Raw genomic sequence first — 24415 nt, forward strand, 5'->3', positions numbered from 1 at the left:
GCGAGGAGAGACGGAGTACTTTATGAAGGCGGTCCGATGTTATTGGAGGCACAGTTCCGATTGCAGCATGATGAAGGACAAGAGATGATTAATGATATTAATCAATTAATTCATGGCATTAATTATATATAATTAATGATATCAACTACATATAGTTAATGCTATGAAATATAGCAACAGACCCCGCGTTAATAAAACAGGCAGCGCAGACCCGATTGGATCGGGCCTGACGCTGCCTTGAGAAATATGCAGTTCGCTTAACAAGACATCATCATTTCTTGCTTGCCGGCAAGCCGTAGCTTTCGCGGATCAAGGAGAAATAGTGATCGGCGCGTACAACTTTGAAGTCTGTTCCAAGCTGTTCGGTTAGAGCCAGCGCATCCGACGGAGTCATGCTCCAGGCAAGCATGCCGAGGGAAACGAAGAGCGGTGACTTACCGTCCCAATTCGCTTTGGCCTCATTCAGGACCTGCAATCCGTCCTGCACGGTGCTGATCCCGCGGATCGTTGATACGGGCAGGCTGTCGCCAACGATTTCAACCCCGTATCTGTCTTCATAGCTAATAAATAAACCGGGTACGTTATATTCCTCCTCATATGCTTTTGCTTTAAACGGTGATAACGGCACATTCTGACTATCGACTCGATTCAGAACATAAGGGATCGTCATTCCCGTCTTTTTCAGGTATTTCTCGGTAGACCGCAAGAACTGCTGAAAGCTTGCATCCGGCCATGGGCTTGGGTAAAAATATCCGGCACCGGACGGCCCGGCAATCAGCAAATCGTTCTCTGTAGCCGAATTGAGATAATAATTCAATATCGCTGGAGCACCTTCATAGAGCAGTGGACTGGAGGTCCAGTTGATCGGGACTTTGCCGCGAGCCGGGTCATCCCACATGACGCGCATGCGATGCTGGTTGTATTGGAAGTTGTCGCCTTCTGTAAAAGTATACGTTACGTAAATCTTATTCTCCAGGGCCGGCTGTGGAGGTGTTTTCGCCAGCTTGAAATTCGGCTTGGTTCCCGAGAAGACAGTCAGATTGCTGAACCAGTCGGCCGCCAGCACATAAACGCCATAACGGGAAGCGATCTCGACGGAACTGAACTCGCCTTCCACATCGTTGCTGAACCAGCCGAGATACGGGGTTCCCGGCTTCACATCAGACAGGATTTTTTCGAACAGCGCTTTTTGCTCAGGCACATTGGAATCCAGCCAGAAGACCATCGCTTTGTTGGCTACGGCGTAATCTCTTAAGTAACCATAAGGTTCCTGCTGCTCAGCGGATAGCGGACGGACATTTCCAGCGGAAACCTTATACTGGTTCCACATATCCACTTCGGCGGTCAGGTTCTTGGTTCCGGCAGGAGGGGTGAATTCGTACACAAAATAACTGCCGTTATCGGCGAAGCGGTGACCGCCCTGTCCTTCACTGAACTTGGAATTTTGCCGATCATATAGATAGGTCTCTTCTTCCGGTGTACCTGCGATGAAACTCGCAATCACGTTGCCGTCGGCCTTAACCGTTACTTCGTGTACGGCAGGGCCCCAACCATCCTGGGTGAAAGCATCGTCGAACCGAAGATATACCTCTGATTTTCCCAAGAGGAAGGATAAATCAAGCTGGTAAGTATCACGATTGCTTGCATCGCGAATCTGCTCCTTTTCCTCTGCAATCGTTACAAACGATTCCGGTAGGCCGGAAGGAATTCGAATCGCCGTATCCGGGTCCAGTCCGACTAACATCTGATGATTCGTCTGTTTCCACAGATTCTCGTACTGCCAGGTGTAAGCTTCGAGCCGGTTATCGAATTTGCCGCGCAGATCGTCCAGCGTCTTCAAGTTGTAAGGGGCTTTGGACAATTTGGCGGCCAGCTCCGGGCTGGCAACGACAGCCTTCTTCAGTCCTGCGAGGGTGGTGGCGACATTAATCGTGTCGGGAACTTCCGGATCATAAACAATCATGCCTTTGGCTTCGCCTTGATAAGCAGCGAATACGTCCCAATAATCTTCATGAAGCGTATAAGGCACGTTTATATCTTCAAGCCAGGTCATTTTCCCTTCTTCCTGGGACTCAATCAAATAGATTCGGGGCTGTTCCCTGTTAACGATTCCCTGCAAGGTCCCTAATAGCAATTTAATGTCACCTGGAGCATCATAAATATCTGCGGCATCCAAATGCTTCGGTTTCTTGAAACTTGGCAGTTCGCGGTTATCGGAGCCGTCGGGTTTGGCTGGCCATGCATCCGTTCCCGAAGCAAAAGCTGCGCCGCCGCTTAATGAAAAAGCACAAAGGATGGCTAAACAGAGAATCGTGAATCTACGGGCCATGGCGAATTCACTCCTTGTTATGTTCTGTTGTCAACTGGAAGCGCGTGCTCATCCGTAAACATCCAACCTCCTTTTTTCGGTACCATACCGTGCAGCACACTGCTTACCAACACATATTTAATATATTCAAATATTATTTTACAAGAGGTTCGACAAAACTTCTTATAATTCTTGCAAATCAGGCATGTTAAACGCTATTGCATCAAGGGGTTGTCGTAACAGTCGTTGTCAGCTCATGCTTGTTTATTGCGCTTGTATGTGTAAGGATATATTATATATTTCAAATATCATGAATGAATTGGTGATGTGATTAGAATGAGTACAAATGATCGAATTCCGTTGTATCAGCAAATCCAGGACTATATCCGACACGTCATAGCATCAGAAAATATGAAGCCCGGTGATCGCATTCCGACAGAGAAGGAGCTGATGGACCAGTTTCATGTCAGCAAGATCACGGTTGCCAATGCGCTGACGGGATTAGCGAACGAGAAATTGATTGCCCGCGTGCCGGGCAAAGGAAGTTTTGTTGCGGAAGAAGCGGACTTCTCACCCGGTAACCAGCCGTTGGCTTCGTCGCTCAAGGGAAAAGAGAGGACGCTGGCAACGGGCATGATTGGCGTGATTATGCCCACGATTCATGATTACTTTGCCATGAGACTCATCGAGGGAATCGAGCAGGCTCTGAATGATGAAGGTTATCGAAGCATGATCATGCTGACCGACGGCAAACTCGACAAGGAAAAAGACGCCATCAAGGATCTGAAGGCTCTCGGAGCCGAAGGCCTGCTGATTTTCCCGATCGACGAGGAGAACTACAACGAGGAGATACTGGGCATGAAGCTGTCCGGTTTTCCTTTTGTGTTGATCGACCGGTATTTGCCTGGCGTCGAGACGCATTATATTGCCGCCGATGGCAGGCGGGGCACCCGGCTCGCCGTTGAGCATCTATGGGAGCTTGGGCACCGGGATATCGCCATCTGCTCGGATTCCCCCCTTCAGACCGTGACGGTTCAGGAGCGGATCGAAGGGTATATCGATGCATTGAAGGACAAAGGCGCGCTCATCAATCCGGCGCATATGATTACGGATTTCAAACCGCTGAACGTGCTTAAGGATGCGGAAGCGCACCCATTGTACCGATACATTCGAAATCGCATGGTAACCGCCTATATTTCGCTTAACGGGAGACTGGGCGTGCAGATCTATCAGATGGCAAAGCAAGCGGGGCTTAGGGTCCCAGAGGACGTATCGATCGTCAGCTTCGACGATCCGACTTCCATCGTGGAGGAATTCAGCATTTTCACCCATGTCAAGCAGTTTGAGCGGGATATGGGATATCAAGCCGCCGGCAAACTTCTGGAAGTGCTGCGCGGCTCAGGCGAAGGCAAGAGTTACAGCAAAATGCTGATTGAGCCTGAGCTTGTGATCCGCCAAACATCCGGCCGCGTTCCACGAACTTAATATCCATGCGAAGAATAAGCCTTTTCCGTCATCCAACGGAGAAGGCTTTTTTGGTTTGTCCAAAAAACATATTGAATATATTTATATTATATATTATATTCTAGAAAATGATGGAGGTTCATGAAGTGAAAGTACATTTAACCTGAGCAGGGAGGTTTAAACACGTGCCGAGAGATCGCAGGGAAGAACGAACCGGGTTTCAAGAGTCCGCACCGTATCACCCCGACTATGATCTTCAGACAGACTTCGTGATGGTGTACGGGATTGACGAAACCATGCCTGAGCGCATTCGGAAATGGAAAGAGAAGGGGTACGTCGTCCATCTCATGACCGGAGTCGCATGGGGGCAATACAACAGCTACCTGGATGGGGAGGTAGACGGCGTACCGCATTGGGATGAAGCCCAGAAGGATCGCCAAGGGGAGATGATCCTGCATGGCAAGCAACCGGTCATTCCTTACATGGTGCCTACGATTTCCTTTGGCCGCTTTATCGCGGACCGAATACGCATCGCGGTGGATGCGGGCGTGGAGGCCATTCATCTGGAAGAGCCAGAATTTTGGGTGAACGGAGGTTATTCGGAAGCGTTCAAGCGGGAATGGCAGCTGTATTACAAGGAGCCATGGATTCCGCCACATGCTTCACCGGACGCACAATACCGGGCTTCCAAATTGAAAGCGTATTTATATACCCGGGTGCTCGACCGGCTGTGCGCAGAGATGAAGGATTACGCGTTAAAGCGTTATGATCGAATCCTTCGCTTTTACGTTCCGACCCATAGTCTGATCAACTACACCCAATGGCGGATCGTCAGTCCGCAATCAGGGCTCGTGGAGCTCCCGTCCATAGACGGGTACATTGCACAGATCTGGACGGGGACCTCCCGGACGCCGAATGTATATGAGGGGCTGCGCAAGGAACGGACGTTTGAAACCGCTTACCTCGAATACGGCGTGATGCAGGAGCTGGTTCGGGGAACGGACAGACGCATGTGGTTCCTGCATGATCCGATCGAAGACAATCCGAACCACACGTGGGCGGATTATCAGCAGAACTATCTAAAAACCGTGGTCGCTTCACTGCTGCATCCAGGGGTTTCCCATTATGAGGTCTCGCCATGGCCGCGGCGAATCTTTAAAGGGACTTACCCATCCCAGGACGGCTCAAGCAAAGAATCCATCCCGTCCGACTATGCAACGACGCTGCTCCAGGTCATGCATACGCTGGGCAATATGGACCAGAAAGTGATCGAATCGGAGGAAGACGCCTTGCAAGTCGGCGTTCTCATTGCAGACTCCGCGATGTTTCAGCGAATGAAGCCTGAGCCTGGAGCGCCCGATGCCGGGAAATATGACGGCACGGACCCCCAAGGATTTCAGGAGGCGGGGGACACGGAGCTACTCGATTTCTCTCCTTTTTACGGTCTGACGCTGCCCCTGTTGAAGCATGGCATCCCGGTTCGCCCGCTTCAGCTTGATAATGTAAGGCGTTATCCGGGTTATTTGGCTCCTTACCGCGTCCTTGTATTGAGCTATGAATTTTTCAAGCCGGAATATCCAGACCTTCATAATGCCCTCGCGCAGTGGGTGCGGGATGGCGGCGCACTGATCTATGTCGGCGATGACAGCGATCCGTACCACGGCATACGCGCATGGTGGAACACGGAGGTTGGGGTCGGATCGTTCAGCTCGAAATATAACTCCCCGCGGGAGCATCTTTTTGAGCAGCTTGATCTGAAGGGAGTAGCGGAAGGTATCCATCAGGCAGGAAAAGGCGTCGTATGCTGGCTGGATCAGCATCCGGCCGACCTGAGCTTGTCGAAGGAAGGGGCAGACCGGCTGCGCCGCGCCGTCCAGGCCACGATGGAGGCACTTTTCGGCACGGAACCGCCGTGGCATACCAAACATTATTTCAAGCTGCAACGCGGTCCTTATATCATTGCTTCGGTCCTGGAAGAGTCCGTCTCCGATAAAGACCTGACAATCTCGGGTCCTGTCGTGGACTTGTTCGATTCGAAACTCTCCGTTCATGATCAAATTTCGTTAAGCCCCGGGAAACAGGCGCTTCTCTATGATGTTGAAGCCGGACGTCCTTCCGGAGGCAGAGTGTCCATCATCGCAGCCTCCTCCAGAATCGAGGAGCTCGACCAATCGGACGCCGGTTTCCGATTCACGGCCAAGGGACCGGCCAATATGCAGGCCAGCGCGAGGCTGTATTGTCCGACCGAGCCGGCGTCCGTCCAGTACGTCATCGGGAATCAAGCGATGCCTGCCGACTGGGTATGGGATCGGGAGTCGTTAACCGTCCTGCTGAAGTACGAACACGGCGCGGCGAACCAGGCCGTGATTCTGGTGGATTGGATATCCCAATCCGTGACGGAACCTGCAGCCGACTGATGCAATAGAGAGGAGCAGATCATCATGCCATACGAACCGATAAGGCCTGAACCGTTAAAACAAATGTTAAGCAAACTTCGGGAATCCATATATGAGCCGGTTGCCGAGTTGGAAGTGACGGCATGGGTTACGCCTGAGCCCGTATCGTACTTGGATCGAAAGACGGGAACGAAAATGACGCTTGTCCATGGACAGCGATGGGGCAGCCTGTGGGACTGCGCCTGGTTCCGTTTTGCCGGCAGCATTCCGGAGCATAGCCGGAAGGAGGATCTTGTCCTCCTGCTGGACATCAACGGCGAGTTGTGTTTGGTGGATCCGAACGGATCGCCAGTACAGGGCTTGACCACCGTGAATTCGGAATTCGACTTTTCCTTAGGACTCCCCGGCAAGCGCGTCGTCCGGCTCCATGACATGTTCCTGCGTGGATCGGATATTGAAGTGTGGGCCGATGCGGGCAATAACGATCTCTTCGGCAAATACCGGGGAGGAACTTTGAAAGAAGCCGTCATCGCCAGCTGCCGGGAAGATATCCGGAGCCTATATTACGATGTCGAGGTACTCTTGGAAGCCGCCGAGCAGCTCCCGGCGGGAACCGCTCGCAAAGAGAGAATCTATCAGGCGCTGTATGACGTTTCGTTACGGCTCACGGATTTCTCGCCGGAGCGCGTCGCGGAGGCGAAGAAGAAGCTGGCTGAACCATTGAGCCTGAAGGGCGGCGATCCGGTCTTAACGATCAGCGCCGTGGGGCACGCTCATATCGATTTGGCCTGGTTGTGGCCGATCCGCGAAACGATCCGGAAAGGCGCCAGAACGTTCTCGACCGTGCTCCGCATGATGGAACGCTACCCGGACTACGTGTTCGGGGCAAGCCAGCCCCAGCTCTATGACTGGATGAAGCAGCATTATCCCGCACTATATGAACAGATCAAGGAACGGGTGCGCGAAGGAAGATGGGAACCGCAGGGAGCCATGTGGGTAGAATCGGATACCAATGTACCGGGCGGGGAATCACTGGTTCGTCAGATCTTGTACGGCAAGCGATATTTCCAACAGGAATTCGGGTTGGAGATGAAATCGCTCTGGATGCCGGACGTGTTCGGTTACTCTGCCAGCCTGCCGCAGTTGCTCAAGAAATCCGGCGTGGATTATATGATGACCCAGAAGCTCTCTTGGAGCGAGTACAACCGGCACCCTCACCATTCCTTCCTCTGGGAAGGCATCGACGGCTCCGCCGTTCTGACCCATATGCCTCCTGAAGACACGTACAACAGTCCGGCAGCCCCTCGCTCCATTGCCAAGGCGGAGCGGGAGTATTTAGATAAGAACGTATCCGGCCATGCCTTGATGCTCTTCGGCATTGGAGACGGCGGCGGCGGTCCGGGCGAAGAGCATTTGGAACGGCTGGCTCGCGAGAAAAACCTTCTTGGTTTGTCTCCCGTCCAGCAAGAGCCTTCGTGGAAGTTCTTCGAACGGTTGAATGAAGAGCGCGAGTCGTTCCAGACGTGGCGCGGGGAGCTCTACCTGGAGAAGCATCAAGGAACCTTGACCAGTCAGGCCCGGAGCAAACGTTACAACCGGAAGATGGAGAAAGCGCTGCGCGAGCTGGAGTTTGCTTCTGTGCTGGCAGCCCGGCTAGGGCGGGATTATCCTGCTGAGACGCTGGAGACGATCTGGAAGGAAGTCCTGCTGTATCAGTTCCACGATATTCTTCCGGGATCTTCGATCAAGCGGGTGTACGATGAGTCGCTGGCGCGGTATGAAGAGCTGCTTGGGCAGACGGAAACCATGATTGCCGACACCTACAACTATATAGCTGGCCATATAGCACGCAGTGACACGGCTTCCGCGCAAACCGTCATCTTCAATTCGCTGCCTTGGGAGCGACGAGAGTGGCTGCGCATGAACGGACGCTGGCATCACGTGCAGGTTCCATCGATGGGATATGCGGTCTTATCGAATGACGCTGGCCTGGAAGCGGATGGAGAAGCCGCATCCTCCTCTGAAATCTTGACTAAAACGCCAGAGGCGGGCGCAGACGCTGCAGCTGCAGCTGAAGGACGAAGCCTGGAGAACGACAAGGTCATCGTGACATTCGATCAAAACGGGGCTATCCTGTCGGTTCTGGATAAAGCGGAAAACCGCGAAGTCATCCAGCAGGGACGATTAGGCAACGATCTTCGCGTTTATCATGACGACGGGGACGCATGGGATTTCCGCCATGACTATGCGGCGAATCCGGGTACACCGATACACCTGCTGAGCATGCGGGAGCTTCGGGAGGGGCCGAGGATCGGGCTTGTCTTCGAGTACGGTTACGGGGAGTCCTCGCTGACCCAGACCGTCGTGTTGACGGCGGGCAGCCGGCGCATCGATTTCGAGACGGACGTCGATTGGAGGGAGAACGGCAAGATGTTAAGAACGTCGTTCCCCGTTAATATACGCACGGATCAGGTCCACTGCGAAATCCAGTTCGGCAGCCTGAGCAGACCGACCCACCGCAATACGCTGTGGGATTTTGCGAAGGATGAGATCTGCGCACATCAATGGGTGGACTTATCGGAGCCGGATTACGGCGTCGCGCTGCTCAATGATTGCAAGTATGGCCATCGCGCCATCGATAACGTGCTGGATCTTCATCTGCTCCGCAGCAGCTCTTATCCCGATCCGGAGGCGGACCGCGCAGAGCATCGATTCACGTATTCGTTGTATCCGCACCAAGGGAATCATGTGCAAGCCGAAATCTACCGAAGAGGCCATGAACTGAACGTCCCGCTTCGCACGATGTCCTTGCCTGAGGTATCGGATCAGGTGACAACAAAGCTGCCTCCTTCACAATCGTTTATCTGGCCTGATCATCCGCACATCATGGTAGAGTCCGTCAAAAAAGCCGAGGATGGCGACGATGTCATCGTTCGTCTGTATGAAGCTTCAGGAACGCACGCGAACACGTCGCTTCGGCTTGGGTTTGAAGCCGCCGAGGCCTGGATCGCTGATCTGATGGAAAACTGCCTTACGCAGCTGCCGATGAACGATCCGTCCGAGGTCACGCTATCGTTCACGCCGTTTGAAATCATCACGCTGCGGTTGAATGTACCAGAACTATAGAGGACGGGGCGGCACCGCCGCCCCATGTGAGAAAGGAGAGGTGGGAATGTGAACAAGTCACGATGGACAAGCAACCGAGTATTCAAACGAATTTGGCAGCACAAGCTCTTTTACTTGTTCATGCTGCCCTGCATCGTCTGGTTTTTTCTGTTTTCCTATGTGCCCTTATACGGAATTCAAGTTGCCTTCAGGGACTACACCTTCATAGGCGGATTTACAGGCAGCCCCTGGGCCGGATTCAAGTACTTTGAACAATTCTTCAATTATTATCAGTCCGGGGACATCATCCGCAACACGGTCATCATCAGCCTCATGAAGCTGCTGATCGGATTTCCGATGCCGATCATTCTTGCGCTCCTGCTGAATGAAGTGCGGAAGATGAAATTCAAGAAGACCATTCAGACCCTGTCTTACTTGCCTTATTTCGTATCCTGGATCGTGGTCGTCACCTTGATGCAGCGGCTGCTGACCCCATACGGCGGTCCGGTCAATGACCTCTTGGGGTCATTCGGGGCCGAGTCGATCCAGTTCCTGAACAATCCAACCTGGTTTTATCAGATGATTGTAGGTTCCGATATCTGGAAGAACATCGGCTGGAATTCCATTATCTTTATGGCCGCCATTGCGGGCATCGACCAGCAGCTATATGAAGCTGCCAAGATGGATGGCGCGGGGCGCTTCAAGCAAATGTGGCACGTGACGCTTCCAGGTATCCGGAATGTGGCCATCATCTTGTTTATTCTCGCGGTGGGCAATCTGATGAGCGCGGGGTATGAACAGCTCCTGCTCCTGAACGGACCGGCGACTGCCAGCATGGGCAGCGTTCTGGACGTGCACGCCATCAATTCCGGTATCCGGGAAGGACGCCTCAGCTACGCCGCGGCCGTCGGGCTATTCCAAAGCATCATCGGGCTCATCCTGGTTCTGACGGTCAATCGGATTGCCCGCAAAGTCAGCGATGTATCCCTGTTCTAAGGAGGTGACGTAATGAATCGAAAGTGGTCTTTTTTCTCGGTGTTTAATTACACGTTTCTTGCATTGATCGGCTTCTCCATGATCTACCCGTTTATTTATATTTTGGCTTATTCCTTGAATGACGGCAAAGATTCGATGATGGGGGCCATCTATTTCCTTCCTCGTAAATTCACGCTGGAGAACTATGCTCAGGTGTTCGATAACGCCCGCATATGGAAGGCATACCAAATTACGCTTATGCGCACCGTGCTCGGAACCTTCCTGCATGTGGTGCTGTGTACGCTCATGGCCTATGCGCTTTCCAAGAAAACGCTGCCCGGCCGTTCCTTTTTCACTTTCTACATCTTTTTGCCGACGATTTTCAGCGCCGGGTTCATCCCGTTCTTCATTACGCTGCAGAAGCTGCATCTGATCAATACCTTCTGGGTGTACGTGCTGCCGATGCTGTTCAATTTCATGCACATCGTGATCATCCGCACCTTCCTGCAAGGCATACCCGAGGAGCTGGAGGAATCCGCCCGCATTGACGGTTACGGCGATTTTCAAATCTTCGTGCGGATCATACTGCCACTCTCGGGACCGGTGCTGGCAACCATCTCCCTCTTCATCGGGGTGGCCCATTGGAATGATTGGTTCTCGGGCGCATACTACGTATCCAACAAAGATTTGATCCCGGTGCAGACCCTATTGCAAGAAATGCTGACCGAAGCAGAAGCATTATCCAATTCGATGCAGCGCGCGGCGCAGCAAGGTGGTCAGACGGTGGGCGGAACCAGCGGGGCAGGCGCGACGCCCGAATCGCTTCGCATGGCCTTGCTTGTCATCACGGTCTTCCCGATCCTGTGCATTTATCCGTTCCTGCAGCGATATTTCGTAAAGGGGGTTATGATCGGCTCGGTTAAAGGTTAGGTCATCCTGACCCGGAATTTGTCCAAAGCTTTACCAAGATCATTGATATCCATATTCCAGGAGGCGATTGGTTTGAAGAGGATTTGGTCGAAAGGCGTATCCGCATTGCTCGTGTCCATCATGGTTGGAGGTTTGCTGATCAGCTGCACGAATTCATCAGGGAACGGAGATAACGGAGAAGGCGCAGAAGGAGAGAATTCATACAAACTCAAAATATTACACAATTGGAATGGCTCAAACGGTTCCGATGCGATGACGCCGGTCGAAGAAGTCATCAAGGAGAAGACGGGCGTTACCCTGGAGTGGGAATATACCAAGGGCAGCGAGACGGAGAAGGTCAATCAGATCTTCGCGACCCAGGATCTGCCCGATATCTATACCGGACCTGCCTGGGGCGGGGAGCTGGACGGAATCATCAAGGCGGCCAAAGAAGGACAATTGGTCGATATCTCCGAGAAATTGAAGGATTATCCGAACTTATCCAAATCCATTGCGGAAGAAAATGTCCCGCCGGCATTGTATGAAAAAGCGATTAACGCTTACGACGGCAAAAAGTATCTGCTGCTGCAAAATCAGCCGGCGACCAACGAAGATGGGATGGACTGGCTCTATGGCTTCTATGTGCGCAAAGACATCGCCGAGAAGGTTGGCGTAGACCCGCAATCCGTCGTGACGAAGGACGACTTCTATAACTTCCTCAAAAAAATCAAGGATGCCAACTTGCAGGAGAACGGCCAGCCGGTCTTTCCGCTGGGCGGTTTCAGCAACGGCTGGGCCGTCGGCATCGGCAACACCATGTTTTATTCCGGGGCGAGTTACGTCGATAAAGGCGACGGCACGCTTGAGCATAACTTCTTCACCAAGGGCTACGAAGAATACACGCTGTTCTATCGAAAGCTGGTTGAAGAAGGGCTGATGGATCCTGAAGCCTTCACCCAGACGGACCCGATTGCCAAGGAAAAAATCAATCAAGGCCGCATCGCCATCCTGGCCGCCCACTACCCGGCTATACTGGATGCTTCCAAGGAATATGTCTCATCGCATCCGGGCAGCGACTACATTCCGCTCGGCCCGCTGGAGCGCGCTGACGTCGAACCGGACAGGCCTGTCGATCTCGGAATTCAAGGCAACAATGTGACGGCAATCACCAAGAACTGTAAAGGCGCTTGCGTGGATGCTGCGCTCAAGTTCCTCGACTTCATGGCTTCCGATGAAGGCTTTATGCTGGCTAGGTACGGGGTGCAGGGCGTTCACTGGGACATGAAGGACGGCAAGCCTGTCGCGAATCAGGAATGGTTTGACAAATTCAGCACGGACACCAACATGAAGCTGCGCAAGAACGAAGGCATCAGCATCGGTCTGGAATCGCTGACAGGACTTGACCGCATCAATTCCGCTGCGGGAGGAGACATCTGGGCGGAACAAGAAAGGCTGGACGCGATGGAGAATGCTCGCAAAATCCTCCGTCCGAACGGCATTCAGGTCATTACGGCGTACAACCCCGGCGATGTCATCACCAAAGCGCCGGAATGGGAAATGCTGAAGCCTTCGATGGATCGGATGGGCGATGCGTGGAAGGAAGCGGTTTTTGCCAAATCGGATGAAGCCGCCATGAGCATTATCAACGAACTGCGGGAACAGCTCCGAAAGACCGGATACGATAAGGCGATGCAGTTCACGAACGAAAATCTGAAGGGTAAAGACGTTGTGACCGTTCAAATGCCGAACTAATCATATCCATGATCAGGGGAGCCCGTTAATTAGGAAGGCTTCGCATGACCTTGTCATCCAAGGGGGCGAAGCCTTCGCTGTTTATTGAATCAATATTTCCAAATCGCAAGGAGATCCAGGCAGCTTGAAGAATAAAGAATACATGAAGGAGTTGACGTTAGATGACAACGAATTTCAGACCCCCATCCGTGCCGCTGGTAACCGTAGATCCTTATTTCAGCGTATGGTCCGCAGCGGACCGTCTATATGACGACCATACCCGGCATTGGACGAACAAGATTCAGGGCATGACGGGAGTAGCCATCATTGATGGCGTACCGCGACGATTCATGGGAAAAGTTATCACGCAGGAGCCGTCAGAACAACTTGAGCCTGAAGCGCTTGAGCAAACCGATCTGACGGTTGAGCCCGTAACGACCCGGTATACGTTTCAAGGGGAAGGCATTGAACTTCAAGTTCAGTTTACCACCCCGCTCTTGCTGGACGATCTCGAGCTATTATCCCGGCCCGTCACCTATTTGACCTTTCACGTGCGTTCGTTGGATGGGCAACCGCATGACGTTAAGATTTACATCGATGTAACGGGCGAATGGTGCGTTAATACGCCGGATCAGCAGGTGACCTGGGAGCACCGCGTGTTCGACGGACGATTGAATGCGATGTCGATGGGTACTGTCGAACAGCCGATCCTGCAGCTTGCCGGTGATGACACCCGAATCGACTGGGGGTATATGGTGCTGGCGGTGCCGCGTTCATCGCGGATACAGACGGTAATTCATTCGGTCACAACTCGGGAGTCGTATGTGAGGACTGGTCAATTACCTGTCCAAGATGATTCGAAGAAGCCGCGCCCCGTCTCCGATAACGTTCCCGTCATGGCTGCCGAAATCGATTTGGGTGCTGTTCGGGATGAATGGGTATCCGAATATCTGATGCTTGCGTATGACGATATTCATGCGATCGAATATTTCCTCAAGCCGCTGGATGCTTATTGGAAGGTAAATGGATGGACCTTTCATGACATGCTGTTAGCGGCAGCCGATCAGTATGAAACGATCATGGAGCGATGCGAGATATTTAACCGCGAGCTCATGACCGAGAGCCAAGCCGCAGGGGGCAATCGGTACCGGGATATTTTGGCGCTGACCTATCGGCAGGCGATTGCCGCGCATAAACTGGTTGCTGACGAAGCGGGCCGCGTGTTGTTTTTCTCCAAGGAGAATTTCAGCAACGGGTGCATTGCCACGGTCGATGTCAGCTACCCGTCGATTCCATTGTTCCTGAGATATAACCCTGAACTGATCAAGGGCATGATGCGTCCGATTTTTAAGTATGCGATGAGCGATGAATGGACGTTCGATTTTGCGCCCCATGACGTGGGCACGTACCCGAAAGCCAACGGTCAAGTGTATGGCGAGAACAAGCTGGAATACCAGATGCCGATTGAGGAATGCGGTAATATGCTCCTGATGGCGGCTGCGGTATGCAAGTATGAAGGAAATGCGGAGTTTGCCAGGGAGCACTGGGAGCCCCTTACCGCATGGGCTGGGTATTTGCTGAAGAATGGACTCGATCCGGACAATCAGCTGTGCACGGATGACTTCGCCGGACATTTGGCGCATAATGCTAATCTGTCCATCAAGGCGATCTTGGGCATTGCCGCATACTCCTACATGTGCGATCGGCTCGGCCTCCCGGAAGGGGAAGCTTATCACGAAGCTGCACGGAACATGGCGAATGAATGGATGTCCATGGCCGATGCCGGTGACCATTACAAGCTTACGTTCGACAGCGCCGGCGATTCCTGGAGCATGAAATACAATCTGGTGTGGGATCGGCTGCTGGAGTTCAACCTGTTTCCAACAGCAGTGGCGGAGCGGGAACTGGAGTATTACCAGCATCTACAGAACCGTTACGGCCTTCCCCTGGACAGCCGCGATACGTATACGAAATCCGATTGGCTGGTATGGTGTGCAGCCATGAGTACCACGCAGGCCGGGTTTGAGTCCATGATCGCGCCCCTATGGGATTTCATGAATGAAACCTCCGCTCGAGTCCCGGTGACCGATTGGTATGACACCATCAGCGGCAAGCAAATGAACTTCCAGAATCGCTCCGTCGTCGGGGGATTCTTCATTCGATTACTCATGTCAGAATCCAGTTCAAATTCGAACAAAGACAGGTGATGTAGGTGAACAGCCTTCATGTTAAGGAAGAAATCGAAATGGATCTCATGCGGTTGAAGCAGCAATTCCAGAATCCGGACGCAACGTACCGCCCGCAGCCTTTCTGGTTTCTGAATCACGAGCTCAAGGAAGCGGAGCTGGAAAGCCAGATTCAATCGATGTTTGAAGCGGGCGTCGGAGGGGTTGTTCTGCATGCGCGTCATGGAATGCAAGCCTCATACCTCTCGCAGGCTTTTATGGAAGCTTTGGAATTCTGCACCGTGGAATGCCAAAAACGCAATATGGTCGTCTGGCTGTACGATGAGGATAATTGGCCAAGCGGGACGGTGGGCGGAAAGCTGACGCGACAGCATCCGGAATTTCGCATGCGTTACTTAAGAGTGGAGGAAAAGAGATGTTACGGCGGTTCCGGGCAAGAGAGCTTGAAGCTGGATTTTGCACGCTATGAGAATAATGAGCTGATTGCCATTCTGGCCTATCGTGCCGTCGAGTCTGACGGGGAATGGCTGCTCCATGAAGAATCCGAGGACCTCACGCATGAATGGGGACGGGATTGGACGCCTCCGCATGCGGAAGACTCTTATGTCGTGCTGGCCTGCTGGTCCTGCGAAATTGCGGAAGGCATCACGTTTGCCAATGGGTACTACTTGGATACGTTGAATCCGGAGGCGGTCCAGGCGTTCATCCGGATGTCCTATGAACCGTTTCTGTCCTTGCAGAAATATTTCGGAACGACGATACAAGGCGTTTTTACCGACGAGCCGGGGCTCATGATCCACGACGGTTTCTTCGGGGTGGAAGCGATCCGGACGGCTGTTCACGATGTAGGCGCTACCCTGCCTGGCATGGTCTTTGCTTGGTCTGAAGGAATGGGTGAGCGGTACCGGCAAGAGAACGGGTATGATCTCATCCCGCGATTAGGAGCTTTGCTATATAACATGGCAGACGGCAGCCGTGCAACGAAACAGCAATATTATGATACGATTACGCGCTGGTATGTGGAGGGGTATCATCAAGCGGTTTCCTCATGGTGCGAAGGGCATGAACTGCTGTACATCGGTCATACGCTGGAGGAACCGGTCTGGGGGCAAGCCAGGTCGCAAGGCAACCAGACGCGCGTCCTGCAGCAGTTCCACTATGCAGGCGTGGATTATTTGACGCCAGGCATCGGCACGAAGGAGAATCCGCACCGGATCGTGTCCGTGAAGACGGCGGCTTCCGTAGCCGGGTTGGATAATAAAGAACGCGTGATCTGCGAGGCCTTTGGTGCCAGCGGTCACGGCTATTCCATGCGTCAAAGGCGGCTCGATGCCAATTTCATGGCTTTCCTCGGCGTTAATCTATTTATCCCGCATGCGTTCTATTATTCGTTTGCAGGGTATCGGAAAACCGATTTTCCTCCCACAGAATTCAAACATGCGCCGCATTGGCCGCATTATCGTGCTTTTGCCGACTATCTCGGTCGATTGAGTCTGCTCGGCGCCAGCGGAAAACGAACCCCGGAGGTTCTTCTATTATCGCCTATTCAATCGGTGTACGAAAATATGTTCGCATCGGGACAATCTAACCGGTTTCCTTCATCCGATACCTTGTTCTCGCTTTTGTCGGATCGCATGCTGCGCCATTCCATTGATTATGACTATGTTGATGAATGTCAGCTTCGTAATGCTGCCCTTGTTGATGGAGAAGGGGTACGATTCAGTGGTGACGGGAACGTATATTCGGTTTTGGTTATGCCCGAGGTGGAAGTCATGTCGAGAGACATCGCCGTTCTTCTGGTTGCCTATGTAAAGCAAGGCGGAACGCTGGTTGCCGTAGGGGCAATTCCGAGGCATAGCGAGACCGTACGCCAGGACCCGGAGCTGGCAAAGCAAATGCATGAGCTTTTTAGCCCGAATCCTCAGCATGGGGCTTTACGCCCCGTTGGCAAAGGGTATGCTTTATTTTATTCGTTGGAGGACAAGGACCACGAAGATACATTGATCGAGGATCATCTCGATTCCGGAGAAAAGCGGATACTTGCCGATCCAGAGATGTCCGGAGGCCGTATAAAGGAGCAGGCTCCAGATCTGTTCGAGCCCTTGTGTGAAACGGTAAGCGGGTTATTAAAGAAATCTGCTGCCTTACGATGGAAGCTGATTGAAGGACAATATGAGGATTTGATCTATGTAGAACGTGTGTTCGGTAACCGTGTATTTGTATGGTTTATGAACTGGACGGAGCATGACGTTTCCATGAAGCTTGATGCAGGAGAAACCGGGAACCTTATGGAAGAGTGGGACTTGGAAAGCGGGAACATTCGCCGGTTAGTAGGCGATTCCGTTCTTACCTATGCACCTGGAGAACTGCGAGTTCTATCGGTTGGACCTGAGGAGTGCTCAATTAATGGAACAGAACAAACGTTCGGCAAGGTGCAAAAAACCGAGGATATTATCGTTCTCGAAGATAAGTGGCGTTTTCAGTCTCTTGAACCCAACGTTTTATTACTGGACCAGTGGCAGGTCACGCTGAATGACCGAAACTCCAGGATGAACGCCACGATGCCTGGGCAAGTGAACACGTACCGTACAACGTTTACCATTACGCAGGCATTAATCGAACAATTGCATTCACCGAATGGCCGAGATCATTCGCATCCACCAGATGTTCATCCATTGCCGAGGCTTGAGTTGATTCTGGACGATGTGAAGCAGATAATACCGGCCCATATCGGCTTCCTGCAGCGCAGGCGCAATGTTGAAATCTTCGTGAATGGCGTTAGGCAGAATGCGCTGAAGCCATCCGATTGGCAGGATTCAAACTATGCTTGCCTGGATATCACGGCTCATTTGGTGGCGGGCGAGAACGAGCTCGAGATATTGACGGTTTCCTTATTGGAGCCGATGCCGGCGATTTCATTCCCAGCCTATTTGATTGGCCCGTTTGAAATAGAAGCTGAGGTGAGGTTAAACGCACGTTCGGAACATATGTTTGGTTCTTGGGCTTCTGCCGGCTATCCTTATTATGCGGGGGCGGGTGATTACTCTCAGCAGGTAGACCTGACGGAGGTCAGCTTAGCTCCGGACGAGGAGTTGTGGCTGGAAGCCGAAGATATTAGGGAGACGGCTTGCCTATATGTGAATGATATAGACGCTGGCATCCGGCTGTGGCCTCCGTATCATTGGAACATCACGCGGTATGTGGAACAGGGGCTCCATCAGCTTACCATCCGTGCAGCCAATACGCTGGAGAACCTGTATGGCAAGAATGCTTTGCCTTCAGGGGTGAATGGTCAGGTGAAGCTGGTACGTCGAACTTTATCCAAAGAAATGTAATCTTAGAAGAAGCTCATCGAAATGACTACAACGAATGCAGGTTGTAGTCATTCTGTTAATTAATTGTTTACATAATATAATATATGTAACCTAAATGGATGATGACCTTGCTTATTTCAAGTTACAAAGTCGCGAGCTTATTTATTCGATTGGACATAAGAATAACGAGGACTATTCTTACAAATGTATCGATTTATCATAACATTCTCTTAATCAAGAAGGCTTACACTTAAGTAGTTTTTACGATTGATATCAACTCGGAGGTGCCATGAAATGCAGCTAAAGAAGAAAACCATCATGGTTTTGGCGCTCAGCTTGTCCATCCTTTCGCAAGGCATGGTTGTTCATGCGAAGTCGGATGGGTCTAAGTTTAAGCCGGAAAGCAACGGCAAATGGATGACTGGGGAGTATCACGCGCATACGTATCAGTCCGATGATGCCAGTCAATCCTTACAGGAATTGTTGGACAACGGGTTCGAAAAGTACGGTTTGGATTGGATCGCCGTTTCGGACCATCTTAGAGTTTCGAAACGGGATGATGAGGGAAATCCTCTTGCCGGCGGACCTGTTCCGTTCTCCCAAGGAATGGCGCTGTATCAGATCCCTAAGATCCAGCAGCTCCAGGCAGCAGGGAAATACAAGAATAACATTATCTATTCGGGTTTTGAATGGGACATGCCTACATACGAACATGTGGGAGTCGGCATTATAGCAGGCTCATTCGGTTCAGAGGCGAGCCTTAGGGCAGCCCGTCAGTTCGAGTATCTATTCACGGATCGAGATGAAGCGATGTTTGATCCCAAAGAAGTCGCCGATTGGAAAAAAACAGACAACCGGGCCTATACGACGTCCGAAGATGCTCGAACGGCACTGGCCTGGCTCCAAAAAAACTACGCCAACAGCAGTTATGCATTGCTCAACCATCCTTCCAGAAAAACCGTCTATACGATCGCTGACATACGGGATTTCAACAACATCGCGCCGAATGTTGTATTCGGGTTGGAAGGAATGCCCGGGAATCAGATGGAACCGGATCGTGGCGGGCTAAATTTAACTACGCCGGAAAACAGAACCTATGGCGGCGCTGATTACATGATTGCCAAAGTTGGCGGCGTATGGGATGCGCTGCTCGGCGAAGGACGCGAATTCTGGAACTTTGCGAACTCGGATTCTCATTTTGAGATTAGTGACAATCGTTTATACTCCAGCGGTTATTGGCCGGGACAATACGCCAAGAATTACACATGGGTGAACGGAAAGGATATGCAAAGCGTGCTGAACGGCATGCGTTCAGGCCAATCGTTCTCCGTGCACGGCGATTTAATCAACGCGTTGGATTTTCGCGTTCGCCATGGGAATAAGCAGGCCGAGATGGGGAGTAAACTTCAAGTGAAACAAGGGAATCCTATCGAAATTACGATCCGATTCAAAAGTCCGAAACAAAATAACAACGGCGACTCCGTAGCCGTGGATCATGTCGATTTGATCTCGGGTGATGTCACCGGTAAGGCACAACCAGGTACGGCGGCATACAGCAAGAGCACCAACGATTCGACCAAAGTGGTGAAACGGTTTACGAGCAAGGATTGGACAACCGATCGGGATGGATACAACGTGATCACTTATCGGACGAAAGCAACGAAGGACCAATATTTCCGGTTAAGAGGGACGAACCTTGGCGTGAATGTTGACGGAGAAACCCGACATGGCGATCCGCTCATGGATCCGAAAACGGACATCGAAGACAACGAGCAGCGCTTTGCGGAAATTAATAAACGGAATTACAGCGACCTGTGGTTTTATTCTAATCCGATCTTTGTCAGCGTTAACGATAAGCCGGTTAAAGCTCCTAAACAACAGGGGAAACATTCGTAAGACGCGACTTGCGCTATATTCAGAAGACTGCCGATTATCCGGCAGTCTTTTTCATTTTTCAACTTTTAAAGAAGCCTGAGGTCTGAATTCCTATCTGGCTGCAACAGAAAGGGCTAAAGACAAATGACATACCGTTTGAGATTGGCGGGATTTCTGTCGTTACTCTGCATTACGACTGGCGCATCCATTGTTTCCCGCGGTGCATAAGTTTTGCGAGAACTTCAATAATATAGAAGGAACATCATGCATTGAAAGATATGGACCTAGGCGAGTAGAGACAAGGAGGCAACCTAGCCATGAATATAGCTGAACAAAAATTGCTGGTCGCCGCGCTTGGCGGGGTGAATGAAATTGGCAAAAACATGTACTTCATACAGTACGATCAAGATATTGTGTTGATTGATTGCGGCTCGAAATTTCCTGACGAAAACCTGCCCGGCATCGACTTGATTGTCCCCGACTTCACCTATTTGCTGGACAACGCGGATAAAGTCAGAGCCCTTGTCGTCACTCATGGACATGAAGACCATATTGGTGGAATTCCCTATTTACTGAGGCAGCTGCCGATCCCTGTGTATGGGACGAAGCTTACGATTGAGCTGATTAAAATCAAGCTGAAAGAGCATCGAATTCTGCGTAATTCCGAGCTTCACACGATCGACGCGAATTCCACCATTCAAGCGGGTGCCATCCATGCCTCTTTTTTTTCGACCAGTCACAGCATCCCGGATTGCGTGGGCGTCGTATTTCAAACTCCGGAAGGCAATGTCGTCCACACGGGAGATTTTAAATTCGACATGTCTCCCGTGAAGGGACCTTATCCCGATCTGCACCGAATGGCAGAAATCGGCAAGCAGGGCGTGAAGGTGCTGCTATCGGAAAGCACAAACGCCGAAAGACCCGGGTTTACCCCTTCGGAACGCCTGGTTGGCGGTCATATCCTGGAGGCTTTCGCCCAGGCCAAACAGCAGGTATTCATCTCCACATTTGCTTCGAACGTCAACCGTGTTCAGCAGATCATCGATGCCGCGGTAGAGACGGAACGGAAATTGATTCTGCTCGGCCGGAGCATGGTTAATGTCGTTGCGGTGGCCAAGGAGCACGGATATCTCAACATGCCCGATGATTTGCTGATCGATGCTGGAGACAGCGAGCGTTATCCGCCGGACCAAATCGCCGTGTTATGCACGGGAAGCCAAGGAGAGCCTATGGCAGCCTTATCACGGCTAGCCAACTCCAAGCATCCCCATATCGAGATTCTGCCGGGCGATACCGTCATTATTGCTGCAGGGGCGATACCGGGTAATGAGCGGAATCTGGCTCATGTCATCGATAATTTATATGTGCTGGGAGCCCAAGTCATCTATGGATCGGGTGCGACTTCTGGGATGCATGTATCCGGACATGGCAGCCAAGAAGAATTGAAGTTGATGCTCACCTTAATGAAACCGGACTATTTGCTCCCCGTTCACGGTGAATTCCGAATGCTCTATCAGCATCGTCAGCTGGCCGAGTCCGTGGGAATCCCGAATGAGAACGTGTTTATCGTTCAGAATGGCGATACGGTACAAATCCAGCAGGGCATGGCATCGTTAGGTCCCAAAATCCCTTCAGGCAACAGCCTGGTGGACGGATTGATGATCGGCAACGTAGGCAATATCGTCTTGCGGGACCGGAGGCAGCTGTCCTCCGACGGGATGCTCATTATCGTCACCACGCTCAGCAAAACGGAAAAGCAGATGGTGGCCAAGCCCGAGCTTATATCCAGGGGGTTTATCTTCGTAAAAGATTCGGAGGAATTCATGGGTCAGATCCACGATATCGTCTCGTCTTCAATGAAGGATTTGACTGAAACCGGATCCACCCAATGGAATCTGATCAAGCAAACCTTGAAGGATCATGTCGGCAAATTCATATACAGTGAGACCAAGAGAAGGCCGATGATTCTGCCCATCATTATCGAAGTTTAAGCCCTTTGAATATATAAAGCACAGCCTCCAATAGGCTGTGCTTTTTTTTATGCGTATCGATATGGGGTTCAACCTAGGCATACACCCGGAAGCGGGCTGCTGCATACACTGCCGATAAAGAATCGCTTTAAGGTGTTATTCTTTCATTCACGTCTGTGAAAAAAAGAATAACACATAATCCGGATTCATCCACATAACCATGTACAGAATGGACATGAACGTCTTGTCCGATTGCCGGAATGGATCCGGTTACTAACGAAAGGAGGAGGATCGGTTTGTCATCCACCCCAGAAGGGAAATGGACTGCGGAACATGGAAAATGGGCAAAACGAAAGTTCAGATTTACGCGCAATGACTGGATGGGCTATCTATTCAGCGCCCCTCTGATTATCGGCGTCATCGTATTTGCCATTTATCCCATGTTTGCCGCACTGTTTATGAGTTTTCATCAGACATCCGGGCTCAATTTATCCGGAAACTGGGTGGGCCTGAGCAACTATCGTTACGCGTTAGAGGATTCCTTATTTTGGCAAGCGCTTACAAATACGTTCGTCATGGGGATATGGTCCGTATTGCTAGGGATCGCGCTTTCGTTTGTTCTGGCGAGCCTGATTAATAATCTGAAATGGCATCTGGGACGCAACTTTTTCAAAGCGGTCTATTTTCTGCCCAACGTCGTGTCTGGCGTTGCTACAAGCTTGTTGTTCTCCTTCTTGTTTTTCCCCTCCAAGGAAGGGCTGATCAACTTCGTGATTGGATTGTTCGGCATCGATCCGGTCGGCTGGTTCACGAACCCGGAAGTCGCGCGTTACAGTATCGTGCTGATGAGCTTGTGGGGTGCACTAGGGTATAACACCATTATTTTTCTGGCCGGTTTGCAAAGCGTCCCGCGGGATCTCTATGAGGCTGCCGAGGTCGACGGTGCAGGCACGTACCGGAAATGGTGGTATATAACGATTCCATACTTGCGTCCGATCTTTGTGTTCATGCTCATCATGGGAACCATCGGCGGAATGAAGCGGTTTACCGATGTATGGTTAATCGGCGGAACCGCAGGTAATCCTGGGGGAAGCTTGATGACCGTGGTGCTGTATATTTACCGAAATGCATTCCTCTCTTCGCAGATGGGGCTGGCTACGGCCGTATCCTATCTGTTATTCGTCATCATACTCATCTTAACCGTGTTCCTCATGCTGCTCAACCGACGTAAAGACAGCTTGGATTAATCCCATTATCCATTTTTGGATCCGTAGGGGAACTTTATTCCAGAAGACAGGAGGGTAACTATGAGCAGTTCAGCCTTGCCCAAGGAGCCGGTGCGCCGCAAACGAATCACGCTTCCACAATTGATGCTAACGCTGGTCCTATTGGTAGGTTCATTCATTATGATTGTGCCATTCTTATGGATGCTGGTAACAAGCTTCGATTGGGCCGCACGGTTAAATATTTCATTCCCGCCGAAAATATGGCCGGAGGAGCCTTCAATCCGAACCTATGAAGCCGCTTTCACCAACATCAATATGTTCCGATATATCGGCAATTCCACGCTTGTCAGCGCAGGGGTCATTATCATCAGCTCGTTGTCCGCACTATTATCCGGTTATGCCTTATCCAAGCTTCGCTTCAAAGGAGCTAATTTCGTACTGCTGCTGGCGCTAAGCACGATGATGATTCCGTTCGAAATGACCATGATTCCGCAGTATCTTTTGTTCAGTAAACTCGGGTTGGTCGACAATTATCTGGCATTTTATTTGCCGGCCATGAACTATGCGTTCGGTACTTTTTTGGCCAAAGCGTTCTTTGATCAATTGCCCAGCAGTTTAAGGGAAGCGGCCGTACTGGATGGAGCTAAGGAAATTACGGTATTCAGCCGGGTTTATCTGCCGCTGTGTACGCCTATTATCGCTACCATGGTCATTCTGCTGTTCTTGGGCGTATGGAATGATATGCTGTGGCCGCTGCTGATCTTGAAATCGGCTGCCAAGTACACGATCCAGATCGGTTTAGCCATGTTTACGTACAACAACGGTATTAACCAACAGCCATCCATTATTATGGCGGCCACAACCACGAGCCTAATTCCGGTTATCGTCGTCTATATGTTCCTGCAGCGCTATATTATCGAAAGCATTGCGCTCTCCGGTATCAAGCAGTAATTCAG

Annotated in this window: 13 protein-coding genes; 12 read left to right on the forward strand and 1 reads right to left on the reverse strand. The window is 51.4% G+C overall.

The features are described from left to right. Nucleotides 1-271: 271 nt before the first annotated feature. Entirely contained in the window at nt 272-2329 is a 2058-nt protein-coding gene (locus MHI43_RS15215) for a GxGYxYP domain-containing protein (RefSeq protein ID WP_036663051.1), read from the reverse strand. 315 nt (nt 2330-2644) lie between these two features. On the opposite strand from MHI43_RS15215, the gene MHI43_RS15220 reads away from it, so the two are divergent. From MHI43_RS15220 to MHI43_RS15275, 12 genes are all read left to right on the forward strand, one after another. Further along, nucleotides 2645-3793, forward strand: coding sequence for a substrate-binding domain-containing protein (locus tag MHI43_RS15220; protein WP_015735215.1), 1149 nt, complete (start codon nt 2645-2647; stop codon nt 3791-3793). Nucleotides 3794-3957: 164 nt separating this feature from the next. Further along, a complete protein-coding gene (locus tag MHI43_RS15225) occupies nt 3958-6189 on the forward strand; it encodes a hypothetical protein (RefSeq protein WP_036663050.1) in 2232 nt (743 codons plus the stop codon). 24 nt (nt 6190-6213) lie between these two features. Then, nucleotides 6214-9294 (forward strand): glycoside hydrolase family 38 C-terminal domain-containing protein, encoded by a 3081-nt coding sequence (locus MHI43_RS15230; protein ID WP_036663049.1) that lies wholly within the window; start codon nt 6214-6216, stop codon nt 9292-9294. Between the two features lie 48 nt (nt 9295-9342). Continuing rightward, nucleotides 9343-10269 carry an ABC transporter permease subunit gene (locus MHI43_RS15235; RefSeq protein WP_036663048.1) on the forward strand — a complete coding sequence of 309 codons (927 nt, stop codon included), beginning with the start codon at nt 9343-9345 and terminating at the stop codon, nt 10267-10269. 12 nt (nt 10270-10281) lie between these two features. Further along, nucleotides 10282-11178 carry a carbohydrate ABC transporter permease gene (locus MHI43_RS15240; protein WP_036663047.1) on the forward strand — a complete coding sequence of 299 codons (897 nt, stop codon included), beginning with the start codon at nt 10282-10284 and terminating at the stop codon, nt 11176-11178. Nucleotides 11179-11250: 72 nt separating this feature from the next. After that, nucleotides 11251-12909, forward strand: coding sequence for an extracellular solute-binding protein (locus MHI43_RS15245; RefSeq protein WP_036663045.1), 1659 nt, complete (start codon nt 11251-11253; stop codon nt 12907-12909). A 161-nt stretch (nt 12910-13070) separates the two neighbouring features. After that, nucleotides 13071-15095, forward strand: coding sequence for a glutaminase family protein (locus MHI43_RS15250; RefSeq protein WP_036663043.1), 2025 nt, complete (start codon nt 13071-13073; stop codon nt 15093-15095). Between the two features lie 5 nt (nt 15096-15100). Further along, on the forward strand, nt 15101-18409 hold the full coding sequence (locus MHI43_RS15255; RefSeq protein WP_036663041.1) for a glycosyl hydrolase: 3309 nt from the start codon (nt 15101-15103) through the stop codon (nt 18407-18409). A 273-nt stretch (nt 18410-18682) separates the two neighbouring features. Further along, nucleotides 18683-20284: an S-layer protein gene (locus MHI43_RS15260; RefSeq protein ID WP_036663039.1), complete on the forward strand. Its 1602-nt coding sequence runs from the start codon at nt 18683-18685 to the stop codon at nt 20282-20284. 296 nt (nt 20285-20580) lie between these two features. Beyond that, nucleotides 20581-22254 (forward strand): ribonuclease J, encoded by a 1674-nt coding sequence (locus MHI43_RS15265; RefSeq protein ID WP_036663037.1) that lies wholly within the window; start codon nt 20581-20583, stop codon nt 22252-22254. A gap of 275 nt (nt 22255-22529) precedes the next feature. Beyond that, complete coding sequence (locus MHI43_RS15270) at nt 22530-23480, forward strand: sugar ABC transporter permease (RefSeq protein ID WP_009592680.1); 951 nt, start codon at nt 22530-22532, stop codon at nt 23478-23480. A gap of 60 nt (nt 23481-23540) precedes the next feature. Continuing rightward, nucleotides 23541-24410: a carbohydrate ABC transporter permease gene (locus MHI43_RS15275; RefSeq protein ID WP_036663034.1), complete on the forward strand. Its 870-nt coding sequence runs from the start codon at nt 23541-23543 to the stop codon at nt 24408-24410. Nucleotides 24411-24415 lie beyond the last annotated feature (5 nt).

Source organism: Paenibacillus sp. FSL H8-0457, from assembly GCF_038051935.1.
GTDB classification, from domain to species: Bacteria; Bacillota; Bacilli; order Paenibacillales; family Paenibacillaceae; genus Paenibacillus_AQ; species Paenibacillus_AQ lautus_A.

What these genes read in the sequence shown, in the direction of transcription:
- MHI43_RS15215 (WP_036663051.1), bottom strand. Translation starts at nt 2,329, where the DNA reads ATGGCCCGTAGATTCACGATTCTCTGTTTAGCCATCCTTTGTGCTTTT.
- MHI43_RS15220 (WP_015735215.1), top strand. Translation starts at nt 2,645, where the DNA reads ATGAGTACAAATGATCGAATTCCGTTGTATCAGCAAATCCAGGACTAT.
- MHI43_RS15230 (WP_036663049.1), top strand. Translation starts at nt 6,214, where the DNA reads ATGCCATACGAACCGATAAGGCCTGAACCGTTAAAACAAATGTTAAGC.
- MHI43_RS15240 (WP_036663047.1), top strand. Translation starts at nt 10,282, where the DNA reads ATGAATCGAAAGTGGTCTTTTTTCTCGGTGTTTAATTACACGTTTCTT.
- MHI43_RS15250 (WP_036663043.1), top strand. Translation starts at nt 13,071, where the DNA reads ATGACAACGAATTTCAGACCCCCATCCGTGCCGCTGGTAACCGTAGAT.
- MHI43_RS15260 (WP_036663039.1), top strand. Translation starts at nt 18,683, where the DNA reads ATGCAGCTAAAGAAGAAAACCATCATGGTTTTGGCGCTCAGCTTGTCC.
- MHI43_RS15265 (WP_036663037.1), top strand. Translation starts at nt 20,581, where the DNA reads ATGAATATAGCTGAACAAAAATTGCTGGTCGCCGCGCTTGGCGGGGTG.
- MHI43_RS15275 (WP_036663034.1), top strand. Translation starts at nt 23,541, where the DNA reads ATGAGCAGTTCAGCCTTGCCCAAGGAGCCGGTGCGCCGCAAACGAATC.